General features: G+C 72.4%; 8 protein-coding genes. All 8 read right to left on the reverse strand.

Features of this window, described 5'->3' with window-relative positions; genetic code table 11:
- Window positions 1-233 precede the first annotated feature (233 nt).
- A complete protein-coding gene (locus tag IH00_RS38395; RefSeq protein WP_267882636.1) occupies window positions 234-1,046 on the reverse strand; it encodes an AfsR/SARP family transcriptional regulator in 813 nt (270 codons plus the stop codon).
- A 253-nt stretch (window positions 1,047-1,299) separates the two neighbouring features.
- Window positions 1,300-2,427 carry a serine hydrolase domain-containing protein gene (locus tag IH00_RS0135995; protein WP_031080691.1) on the reverse strand — a complete coding sequence of 376 codons (1,128 nt, stop codon included), beginning with the start codon at window positions 2,425-2,427 and terminating at the stop codon, window positions 1,300-1,302.
- A gap of 67 nt (window positions 2,428-2,494) precedes the next feature.
- Window positions 2,495-3,727, reverse strand: a complete 1,233-nt coding sequence (locus IH00_RS0136000) for a cytochrome P450 (protein ID WP_052411914.1) — start codon at window positions 3,725-3,727, stop codon at window positions 2,495-2,497.
- Window positions 3,724-4,947, reverse strand: coding sequence for a cytochrome P450 (locus IH00_RS0136005; RefSeq protein ID WP_031080695.1), 1,224 nt, complete (start codon window positions 4,945-4,947; stop codon window positions 3,724-3,726). The genes IH00_RS0136000 and IH00_RS0136005 overlap by 4 nt, the downstream gene beginning before the upstream one ends.
- 56 nt (window positions 4,948-5,003) lie before the next feature.
- Complete coding sequence (locus IH00_RS0136010; protein WP_031080697.1) at window positions 5,004-5,534, reverse strand: nuclear transport factor 2 family protein; 531 nt, start codon at window positions 5,532-5,534, stop codon at window positions 5,004-5,006.
- Between the two features lie 268 nt (window positions 5,535-5,802).
- Entirely contained in the window at window positions 5,803-7,044 is a 1,242-nt protein-coding gene (gene ccrA / locus IH00_RS0136015; RefSeq protein ID WP_031080699.1) for a crotonyl-CoA carboxylase/reductase, read from the reverse strand.
- Between the two features lie 123 nt (window positions 7,045-7,167).
- Window positions 7,168-7,965: a thioesterase II family protein gene (locus tag IH00_RS0136020; protein WP_052411915.1), complete on the reverse strand. Its 798-nt coding sequence runs from the start codon at window positions 7,963-7,965 to the stop codon at window positions 7,168-7,170.
- Between the two features lie 6 nt (window positions 7,966-7,971).
- Window positions 7,972-11,738, reverse strand: a 3,767-nt coding sequence (locus tag IH00_RS38400) for a type I polyketide synthase (RefSeq protein ID WP_039947809.1), incomplete at its 5' end; no start/stop codon positions are given.

Below are 11,738 nucleotides of genomic sequence, written 5' to 3' on the forward strand. Positions count from 1 at the left end.
GCACCCACCAAGGTCAGGACCAGCGACACGATGATCGCGGCGAGTTGCATCTAGGGACTCCTCGAGCCGGCAAGGGCGGGGATGCCAAAAATACTAAGCGGTAACTTACCCATCAGGCACCGACGTTACCCAAGATTGCCCCGCCTCCCCCAGCGCGCGGAGAGTGATCTGCGTCGCCCGGAGCGGGCCGTGGGACACCAGGAACGCCCGGTGCCCGGCGGCGGCGCGTCCCGCTATCGCGACAGGGTGGGGGCGGGGCCGCTCAGCAGCGCGGCGTCGACCCGCAGGATCCGCAAGTACAGCTCCTGGAGGGGCTGTCCCGGGTCGACTCCCATGTTCTCGGCCAGCGTCTGACGCAGCCTCATGTAGGCGGCCAGGGCTTCGGCCTGCTTGCCCGAGCGGTAGAGGGCGAGCATCAACTGGAGCCAGTGCGGCTCGTGCAGCGGGTTGGCGGTGGTCAGCGACCGCAGCTCGCCGAGCAGTTCGCGGTGCTGCCCCAGGGCCAGATCGGCGTCGATGCGCGCCTGGACGGCCTCCGACCGCAGGCTCTCCAGCTCGGTGACGTGCTGCACCACCGCCGAGGAGGTACCGGCGTCGGCGTACGGATCCCCGCGCCAGTGTGCCAGCGCCCGGGTGAGGCACCGCGACGCGAGGCGGGGCCGGTTGGCGGCCAGCGCGTCCTTGCCCTCCCACACCAGGCGCTCCGCCCGTACGGAGTCGAGGTGGTCCGCGGGGATGTCGAGGACGTACCCGGAGGGCCGGGTCAGCAGCCACCGCCCCTCGGAGTCGCCGAGCACCCGCCTCAGACGCAGGACGGCCACGGCCACCGCCTTGCGCTCGGTGGAGGGCTGACTCTCGGCCCACACCTCCTTGAGGATGTGCTCGGTCGTCATGACCTTCCCCAGCCGCGCGGTCAGCGCGCCCAGTAATGCACGGATGCGAATACCGCCCACCGACACCCCGCGCTCGAAACACCCGGCGGGATGGACCTCCAAAGGACCGAGTATTCCGATTTGCGGAGCGCAACCCGGGCTTAACCCGACCATCTGCTCGGACGACGTGAGCACTCATCCCCCTTGAGGTCTCAGAAATTATGGCGGGACACAAGGTGGTCCTTGAACGTACCCGCTCGAACACCGGCAGTGATCATGATGCCACCGATATCGAGCCATGCGATGTGCGATGCATCACTCATCACGTGAGCGGGATCGGCGGACCGCCGCCATGATTCACGCCATATTGTGCGGTCCGCCGCCTTCGATGTTTACCGCGGGAGAAAGGAGGGAAAAGCGCCGCGTCTCAGCGCGCCAGGCAGGCGTCCAGCACCAGGTCGCTCACCTCGCGCAGTCGCCCGATGCCCGCCCCGAACTCCGGCTGAATGTTGGACAGATACGCGAAGACCAGCTCACGGGATGGATCGGCCCACACCACGCTGGAGGTCGTGCCCGCGTGGCCGAAGGTGCCGCGGTCGCTCTTCCCGCCCATCACGCCGGACAGGTCCCGCGGATCCGCTCCCGGCCCGCCCAGCATGAATCCATGCGCCCATCTCACCGGGCGCTTCAGGGACGCGTCGGTTTCACCGTCGTTGGACGGCCTCCTGGCCTCCGCAACGCTTTCGGGGCGCAATATGCGGATTCCGTCGAGCGTGCCTCCCTCCAAAAGCATCTGGTAAAAGCGCGCCAGTTGTGCCGCGGTGCCCGAAACACCGGCGGAGGGAATCACCGCCTGGCGGTAGCTGCGGCGGTTGCTCATCCACTGGTTCGGCCACTCCGACGGGTGGTCGGCGCGGGCGGGTACGTGGCGGCCCCAGGCCTCGTCGGGCAATCCTGGATGCAAATCGTCCAGCCCCAGGGGCGCGAACAGTTCGGTCGTCAGGACATCGCGGAACGTCCGTCCCGTGACGCGTTGCACGAGTTCACCGAGGATGAAGCCGTAGCTCATGAAGTGGTAGGCGGCGACCTCGCCGCCCGCCCAGCGGGGCCGGGCCTCCTCGAGGTCGCGCACCGAGCGCTGCCAGTCGGTGGCGGTCCGCATGGTGCGCACCATGCCCCGGCCGGCCGGGACACCGGCCCGGTGCTGCAGGACGTGGCGGACGGTCACGTCGCCCTTGCCGTGCCGGCCGAACTCCGGCCAGTGGGCGGCCACCGGCTCGTCCAGCCCGATCAGGCCCCGCTCGGCGAGCAGGTGCACGGTGAGGGCGGCGAAGGGCTTCGTGGCCGCGTACAGGAGGAACAGCGAGTCGGGCGCGCAGCCGAACGAGCGGTCGAGGACGGTGACGCCCCGCCTCAGGACGCACACCTGCGCCGCGCCGCCCCTCGACTGCACCACCTCGGTCAGCCGCTCGAGGACGGCGGGGTCCATGTCCAGGTCCTCGGGGCTGTGTTCGCGGTCGTGGTTGCGGTCGTCGCGGTCGTCGATGGTGTTCACGTGCGATCGCTCACCTTCGTTCGCTGGGTACGGGCAACGGTGGGGCCGCCGGCGGCCGGGCGCGTCCTCACCAGGTGACCGGCATGGTGTGCAGGCCGCGGACCATGAGCCCCGCCTTCCACGAGAGGTTCTCCTCGGGCACGGCCGGCCGCAGGCCGGGGTACCGGCGCAGCAGTGTCGTCAGTGCGATCTGCAGTTCCGCGCGGGCCAGCTGGGAGCCGAGGCAGTGATGCGGCCCGGCGCCGAAACCCAGGTGCGGATTCGGCCGCCGTGTCAGGTCCAGCTCGTCGGGGCGGCTGAACACCTCGGGGTCGCGGTTGCCCGCGCCCATCGACGGCACCACGGTCTCCCCCGCCCTGACGAGCACTCCCCCGAGTTCGACGTCCTCGGCGGCGGTACGGGGGAACCCGTCGACCGTTCCGATGGGCACGAAGCGCAGCAGTTCCTCGACGGCGTCGGGGATCAGGCCGTGGTCCGCCCTGAGCCGCTCCAGCAACTCGGGCCGGCGGAAGAGGGTGTAGACGAAGTTCGGGATCTGGCTCGCCGAGGTCTCGTAACCGGCGATGAGGATGGCTTCGGCGAGCCGCACCAGTTCGCCCTCGGTCAGCCGGTCCTCCTCGTCGCGCGCGGTGACCAGGGCACCGATCAGGTCGTCGGTGGGTCGCACCCGCCGCTGGGCGACGAGCCCGCCGAGGTAGTCGTGCATCTGCATCATGTAGTCGCGCACCTGGGCGGGGGTGTGCGCGGTGGTCGTCAGCAGGGCGTCGGACCAGGTGCAGAACCGCTTGCGGTCCTCGGGCGGCACGCCGAGCAGCTCGCAGATCATGGCAACGGCGAACGGCAGGGAGAAGTCCTCGACCAGGTCGGCGGGCGGGCCGATCTCCTCCATGGCGTCGAGCAGCCCGTCGGCGGTGCGCTGGATCAGCGGCCGCATCTCCTCCACGCGGCGCGGCGTGAAGACCTTGCCCACCAGCCGGCGCAACCGGGCGTGGTCGGGGCCCTCGACGCTCAGCACCGCGTCCGGCGGCGGCTGGTGCGGCAGGAACCGGGGGGCGCCGGGCGCGACGGCGAGCGCCCGGGAGAACCTCCGGTCGGTGAAGACCTTCCGTACGTCCTGGTAGCGGGTGGCCAGCCACGCCTCGCCCCCGTAGGGCAGGGTGACGCGCTGGAGCGGCTGTTCGCGGCGCAGCGGCTCCCAGTACGGGTCCGGCTCCAGCCGGTCGGGGGCGTGGAAGGGGTACGCGGGTGCCTCACCGGCTGCGAAGGGGCAGCCGCGCCCGCTAGCCTCGGTACCGGTCACCGGGCTTCGTCCCAGGTCACCGGGAGGTTGTAGACCCCGTACACGATCTGGTCGTCACGCCACCGGATGTCCTGAGGCGGTGCCGCCATGCGCAGGGTCGGGAAGCGCGTGACGAGGCCGCGCCATGCCGAGCGCATCTCCACCCGGGCCAGCTCCATGCCCAGGCAGAGGTGGATGCCGTGGCCGAAGGCGAGGTGCGGGTTGTGCTCGCGCGTGATGTCGAGGCGGTCGGGGTCGGGGAAGACCTCCGGGTCGCGGTTGGCGGCCGGCAGCGACGCCAGGACCGCCTCGCCCGCCTTCACGGGGTGGCCGCCGATCTCCATGTCCTCGGTGACACCGCGCGGCAGGCCCTGCTGCACGATGGTCTGGTGGCGCAGAAGTTCCTCGACCGCCTGGTCGATGAGGCCGATGTCGTCCCGCAGCAGGGCCCACTGGTCCGGGTTCTGCAGCAGGGTGTAGGTGCCGACGCCCAGCATGTTGGCGGAGGTCTCGTGCCCCGCGATCAGCATCAGCACGCCGATCCCGGCGATCTCCAGGTCGGTCAGCGCGGGGTTGGCGTCGGGGTCGTGGGCGAGGTGGCTCAGCAGGTCCTCGCCCGGGTTCTTCCGCTTGTCGGCGGCCAGGTTCATCATGAACTCGTTCATCCGCGCGCCGGTGGCGCCGAGTTCCTCCGGGGAGGCGTCCAGGGCCTGGAGCCGCAGGACCATGTCCATGAAGTCGGCCCGGTCCTCGTACCGCACGCCCATCAGCTCGCAGATGACGTACAGCGGGATCGGCAGCGCGAAGCTCTGGACGAGGTCCACGGGGCCGCCCTGGGCCTCCATGGCGTCCAGCGCGTCGGTCACGATCTGGTCGACCCGCGGCTGGAGCTTGCGGATGGCCCGCATGGTGAACCACTTGGTCAGCAGGCGGCGGTAGCGGGTGTGGTCCGGCGGATCCATGAAGATCAGGAAGCCGGGCAGGTACACCTCGGCCTTCATCTCCGGCGCGAGGTTCCGCCACGGCTGCGGGGCCTTGGCCGGGTGGGAGCTGACGCGGGGGTCGGCCAGCGCGGCGCGGACGTCGGCGTGGCGGGTGAGCAGCCACCCCTCGGAGTCGTCGGCGAAACGCATCCGGCTGACGGGGTCGGCGTGCCGCCGCTCTTCCAGCTCGGGCGGCGGGGAGAAGGGGCAACTGCGCTCTCGGGGCAGCGTCGGCGGGCGCTGCTCGGTCTCGGACACGGTGGTGCCTCCTGGGATCGGGGTGGGGAGTCGACGGCGGCCGGGGGCGGGCCGTGTCAGAGGGTGGGGGCCTCGGGGCCGCGCAGCGGCAGCACCTGGTAACTGGCGTCGTCGCCGTCACGCCGGCCGGCGTTGAAGCCCGCCTGCGCCTCGGCCGGGTCGAGCGGTACCTCGTGCGCGAGGCTCCAGTCGTTCAGGACGAGCCGGCGGGCGATCCTCCAGACGCCGTCGCGCCGCTCGAACCGGTCGACGTACCGGCCGGCGAACTGCTCGACCCGCTTGGTGCCGTCGTTCTCGCGGTAGTGGTAGGCGATGCAGTAGCTCTCCACGCCCGCGGCGTCCCCGTCGATCTCGATGGTGGTGCCGTGCAGGGTGTGCAGGGTGCCGCTGTAGGTGTCGCGGAGCAGCGGGACGATCTGCTTGACGAAATCGTGGGCGTTGCCACGGATGACGCCGCGGTCGTCGTGGGCGTCGTCGTGGTAGGCGGACTTGACCAGTTCCTCGTCGAGGCGGTCCAGGCCGCGGCAGTAGCGCTGCAGCACGGCTCGGATCTCGCGCTCGCTCCAGAGGATGTCGAGCTGGTCCATGGGGTCTCCTTCGGTGGGTCGCCGCGTTCCTCTGCGGTCTTCTCCGCGGAATCGGCGGGGTTCTTCAGAGGCTTTTCGAGAGCTCTCGAGTGGTGTCACGGGGCTGTTTCCGCGGGCATTTCCCCGGCTTTCCCGTGTGCCCGGTTCCCGGACAGGGAGGGGCCTTTGGGGAAAGGCAGGCGGACGCCGCCCGGAATACGGTTCGGGTCGTGACTCGGAGAGTGTCCCGGGGCCGGCGCCGGCGGGGCGTCGAATCTTCCGGGACTTCTCAGAGGGTGCTCAGACCGGTCGTCGGTGCGTTGACCAGGACGGCCTGGTTGCCCTGCGGATGCTGGTTGTCGCTCATCAGCTGGTGCGCCTTCCCGATGTCCTCGAACCCGCCGGTCCAGGAGAGGCACGGGTCGATGCGGCCGCCGGCGACGAGGTGGATGATGTCGCGGCACTGGCGCAGGTTGGCGTAGTGCGAGCCCTGGAGGCGCTTCTGGCGCATCCACAGGTAGCGCAGGTCGACGTCGGCGTTGTAGCCGGTGGTGCCGCCGCAGATGACGACCATGCCGGCGGTGTCGCAGAGGTACATCGACGTCGGGATGGTGTCCTGACCGCTGTGTTCCAGGACGAGACGCGGCGCCCTGCGCTCGCCGAGCACCTCCCAGAAGCGGCGGCCGAACGCCCTGACGCCCGCGGTCCACCGGGCCATCGCCTCGTGGTCGCCGATGTCGGGCAGCCGGCCCCAGTGGTCGAAGTCGAGGCGGTTGATGGTGCCCTGGGCGCCGAGCCGCCTGCAGTAGCGGGCGCGTTCGTCGTCGGACACCACGGCGATGGGGATGCCGCCCCGCTCCCGGGTGATCTGGATGGCCATCGATCCCAGGCCGCCGGCCCCGCCCCAGATGAGCACGGGGTCGCCGGGCTGCACGTCATGGGGGGCCCAGCCGCACAGCTGGCGGTAGGCGGTGGCTCCGGTGAGCAGGAAGCACGCTGCCTCCTCCCAGGTCAGCGAGGCCGGCTTGGGGTGGCACTGGTACTCGTCGACGAGGGCGAACTGCGCGAAGGAGCCGTAGTTGCGCTCGTATCCCCATACGGACTGCGAATCGGAGGTCATGGGGTCGGCGCCGAGGCGGATGTCGGCGGCCGTCTCCGTCCACTGGGCGCCGGAGAGGATCACGGGGTCGCCCACGGAGAGCTGGTCGACGCCCTCGCCCACGGCCCAGACCACCCCGGAGCCCTCGGAGCCCCCGATGTGGAAGTCCTCGCGCTCCCCGCGACGCAGGCGCGTCTCGATCACGTCCAGCGGCCGCCCGAGCGAGGCCCAGACGTTGTTGTAGTTGATGCCGGCGGCCATGACGAGGACCAGCACCTGGCCGCGCCCGACCTCGGGCACGTCCACCACTTCGGTCCGGAACGCCTGGTGCGGCGGTCCGTAACGCTCCCGGCGGATCACCGAGGCGTACATGCGCTCGGGCACGGTGCCGAGCGGGGGTATGTCACCCAGTTCGAAAAGATCGTTTCGCACGCAGACCCCTGTCTGGATTCCATCTCGTGCCGGATCCGAGCATTGTCGGAAAGCGGGCCGTACGGCCGCCGCAAAGGAAGGGAGAAAAGTGGTCGACCAGGACGGAGAAGATTCTCGAATCCGTCAGCCGATTATCCGCACGGAGTGCGCTTCAGTGATCCTATCGTACACAAGTCGCTGTACTTCCTGGAGGTTTTCGGCCAGGTAGAAATGACCGCCCGGAAAAACCTCCAGCCGGAAATCCGCGGAGGTGTGCGCACCCCACGGCTCGACCGTTCCGACCGGTGCCATGGCGTCACGGTCGCCCACCATGGCGGTGACCGGGCACGGCAGCGGCGGGCCCGGCACGTGGCGGTACGTGCGCACGGCCCGGTAGTCGCTGCGGATGGCGGGCGCGACCAGGCGCAGCACGTCCTCGTCGTCCAGGAACCGCATGTCCGTTCCGCCGAGGTCGTCGAGGGCCGTGACCATCGCCCGGTCGTCCATCTGGTCGAGCGCCAGTTCCACTTGCTGCTCCGGGCCGCCGCGTCCGGAGACGAAGAGGTGGACGGGCGGTGCGCCGGAGTCGCCGCACAGGCTGCGCGCCACCTCGTAGGCGAGCACGGCCCCCATGCTGTGGCCGAAGAGGGCGAGGGGCCGGTCGCGCCACGGCGCCAGCTCCTCGGCGAGCCCCTCGCGCAGCGCGTCGATCGAGTCCAGCAGCGGTTCCCGGCGCCGGTCCTGCCGTCCGGGGTACTGGACGGCCAGCACCTCCACCTGCGGCGCGAGCGCCTTCGACAGCGCGTAGTAGGCGCTGGCGGATCCCCCGGCGTGCGGCAGGCACAGCAGCCTCACCGGCGCCTGCGGGGCGGGGTGGAACTGCCGGATCCAGCGGGAGACGGCGGGGTCGGCGGCCCGGTGTCCTTGGGTGTGCGTGGTCATCCCCGGTCAGCCCTTTCCGCCCGCGAGGCCCGCCAGCCAGGCGTTCACGGCCTGTGCGGTCCGCGGTGCGTGGTCGTCCATCATCGTCAGGTGGTCGCCTTCCGTGTCTGCGACGGTGCTGTCGAACTTCCAGTCGGGGTGCCAGTCCTGGCCCTCGACGACCTGCCCGAGCGGCTCGGACGCCCTCAGTTGCAGGGTGGGTACGCCGGGCTCCTCGGGCACCCAGTCGGTGAAGAACTCGAAGTACCGCCCCATGGCGGACAGCCGTACGTCCGTCATCGGGCCGAAGTACTCCTCGCCGTCCAGGACGCCCTGCGCCAGTTCGCGCTGCATGCGGTGGAGCGCCGGGTCCTGCAGCAGATAGGTGTCGAGGAGCACCACGGCCTGCGGGGCCGGGCCGGTGCGCGCGAGGCGGGCCGCCAGGCTGTAGGCGAACCAGCCGCCGGAGGAGTGGCCCAGGAGGACGAACGGCGCGCCGGCCGCCCGGCGCCGGACCCCTTCGGCGAGGAAGTCCAGCATCAGGCCGAAGTCGGCCGGCAGCAGTTCGCCCGCCGAGAAGCCGGGCGCGAGCAGGGCGGAGACGCCGCGCGTGCCCCGGAAGGCCGCCGCGAGCCGGGCGTACTGCTGCGCCCCGTACAGCGGCACGGGAGCCGGGCAGCAGATCAGGCCGGGGCGCTCGGTCGCCGGGGCCAGTTCGACGGTGACGGCGTCGTGGCCCGCCTCGGCCAGGGTGCGGAAGCTCGGCCGCAGGCGGGAGGCGGCCTTGGTGAGCTCCAGGGCGTCGTCCGGGCGGTCGAGGGTACTGGCGTTGCGGTAGAGCGCTTCGAGGGAGTACGGCGACGGTTCCGCGCCGGGGACGGCCCGGTCGGTCCCGGTGAGCTGCTGCCCGAGGAACGCGGCCAGTGCGGTGGGCGTGGGGTGGTCGAAGACGACTCCGGCGGGCAGGGTGAGACCGCACTCGGCGGCCAGGGCCGCGCGCAGTTCCGTCGCCATGAGGGAGTCGAAGCCCATCTCCAGGAAGGCGCGGCCGGGTTCGATCTCCGCCTGGTCCGCGCCGCCGATCACGGTGGCGGCCTGCTCGCGTACGAGGGCCAGCAGCAGGTCGTCGCGCTCCTCACCGGCCGCGTCGGCGAGCCGGCGCAGCCACGGTGTGGCGGGGCCGTCCGGTGCGGGCGCGGAGTCGGCGGCGGATCCGGAGGGCAGGGCGCCGGTTCCGGACCGCGCGCCGGCGGCCGACCGCGTGCCGGGGGTGGTGCCGGCGCCCGCCATGCCCGCCAGCCAGTAGGGGCGGCGCTGGAAGGCGTACGTGGGCAGGGCCACCCGCCCGGGAGCGGCCGGCAGCAGGCGGTCCCACGCCGGTGACGTGCCGAGCGCGTGGGCCTGGGCCGCGGCCGTGAGGACGGCGTCCGGCTCGGGCGCGCGCCCGTGCAGCACGGGAACGAACGCCTCGGGGGCGGCCTCGGGCAGGCACTGCCGTCCGGCGGCAGTCAGGGCGCCCCCGGGCCCGGCCTCCAGGAACAGGGTGACTCCGTGGTCGCGCAGCGCGCGGACGGCGTCGTGGAACCGCACCGTGTCGCGGACGTGGCGCACCCAGTACTCCGGGCGGCCGAGTTCGTCGGTGACGAGCGTCCCGGTGAGCGCGGAGACCACCGGGAGACCGGGGGCCCGGTACGACACCTGGCGGGCGACCTCCGCGAACTCCGCGGTCATCGCGTCCATCTGCGCCGAGTGGAACGCGTGGCTGACCCGGAGCCGGCGGGTCCGGCGGCCGCGTCCGGCGAAGTCGCGCGCCAGCTCCGCGGCGGCCTCCTCGTCGCCGGAGACCACGACGGCGTCCGGTCCGTTGACGGCGGCGATGTCCAGCGCCGTACGGCCGTCGGCGAGCCGGGCGCGTATCTCCTCCTCGGTGGCCTGCACGGCGAACATCGCGCCCCCCGCAGGGAGTTGCTGGATCAGCCGGCCGCGCGCCGCCACCAGGGCGCAGGCGTCGGGGAGCGACCACACACCGGCCGCGTAGGCGGCGGTCAGCTCGCCGATCGAGTGGCCGGCCACCACGTCCGGGCGCAGCCCCCAGTCGTCCAGCAGGCGCAGCAGCGCCACCTCGACGGCGAAGAGGGCGGGCTGGGTGAAGGCCGTCGTGCCGAGCAGGCCGGCCTCGGGGGTGCCGTCGGCGGCGAACAGCACCTCGCGCAGGGGCCGGTCGAGGTGCCGGTCCAGTTCGCCGCACACCTCGTCCAGCGCCTCGGCGAACACCGGCTGGTGGGCCGCCAGTTCACGTCCCATCCCGGCGTACTGGCTGCCCTGGCCGGGGAAGAGGAACGCCGTCCGGCCGCCCGGGGGCAGGGTGCGGCCGGTGACCACGCCCGCTGCGCGGACGCCGCCCGCCACGGCCGTCAGGCCGGCCAGCAGTTCCTCGCGCTCCCGGCCGACGACGACGGCCCGGTGCTCGAACGCCGCGCGCGTGGTGGCCAGAGACGCGGCGACGGCGGCCGGGGACGCCTGCGGGCGCGCGGCCAGATGGGCGGCCAGCCGCTCCGCCTGGGCGCGCAGGGCCGCCTCGCTGCGGCCGCTCACGACCCACGGCAGCGGACCGGCGGGAGCCCGCCCCGCGTCACGCGGCAGGCCGGCGGTGCCATCGGGGGCACGGTCCGCGGTGCGGTGCGCGGTGCGGTGCGCGGTGCCGTCGGCGGTGCGGTGCGCGGCCGGCTCGGCCGGGGTGTCGGCGGGCGGGGGGCTCTCCAGCACGACGTGGGCGTTGGTGCCGCTGACACCGAAGGACGACACCGCCGCGCGGCGCGGCTCGCCGGTCCGCGGCCACGGCTGCTCCTCGGTCAGCAGCCGTACGTCACCCGCGGACCAGTCGACCCGCGGGGTGGGCTCGGTCAGGTGCAGCGTGCGGGGCAGGACGCCGTGCCGCATGGCCATCACCATCTTGATGACACCGCCCGCACCGGCCGCCGACTGGGTGTGCCCCAGGTTCGACTTCAGCGACCCCAGCCACAGGGGCCTGCCGTCGGCGCGGGACTTCCCGTACGTGGCCAGCAGGGCCTGGGCCTCGATCGGGTCGCCGAGCGGGGTGCCGGTGCCGTGGGCCTCGACGGCGTCGACGCGGTCGGCGGTGAGGCGCGCGTTCGCCAGCGCCTGGCGGATCACGCGCTGCTGCGACGGCCCGTTGGGTGCGGTGAGCCCGGCGCTCGCGCCGTCCTGGTTGACCGCGCTGCCCCGGACGACGGCGTGCACCGGGTATCCGAGGCGCCGGGCGTCGGAGAGGCGGGCCAGGAGCAGCACCGCCGCGCCTTCGGACCAGGTCGTGCCGTCGGCGGTCGCGGAGAAGGACTTGCAGCGGCCGTCGGGGGCGAGCCCCTGCTGGCGGCTGAACTCGATGAACGCGGTCGGCGTGGCCATGACCGTCGCTCCGCCCGCCAGCGCCAGGGAGCACTCGCGCTGCCGCAGGGACTGCACGGCCAGGTGGAGGGCGACCAGCGAGGAGGAGCAGGCGGTGTCCACGGATACCGCAGGGCCCTCGAAACCGAACGTGTAGGCCACCCGGCCGGAGAGGATGCTGGCGGAGTTGCCGGTGCCGATGAAGCCCTCGGCCGTCTCCCGCGCGTCCAGGACGTTGATCAGGTAGTCGTTGCTGTTGGAGCCGACGAACACCCCGACGTCCTCGCCGCGCAGCGTGGTCGCGTCGAGGCCCGCGTACTCGATGGCCTCCCAGGACGCTTCGAGCACCAGGCGCTGCTGCGGGTCCATGGCGAGCGCCTCGCGCGGGG

This window comes from Streptomyces sp. NRRL S-118 (assembly GCF_000716335.1).
Classification (GTDB): Bacteria; Actinomycetota; Actinomycetes; order Streptomycetales; family Streptomycetaceae; genus Streptomyces.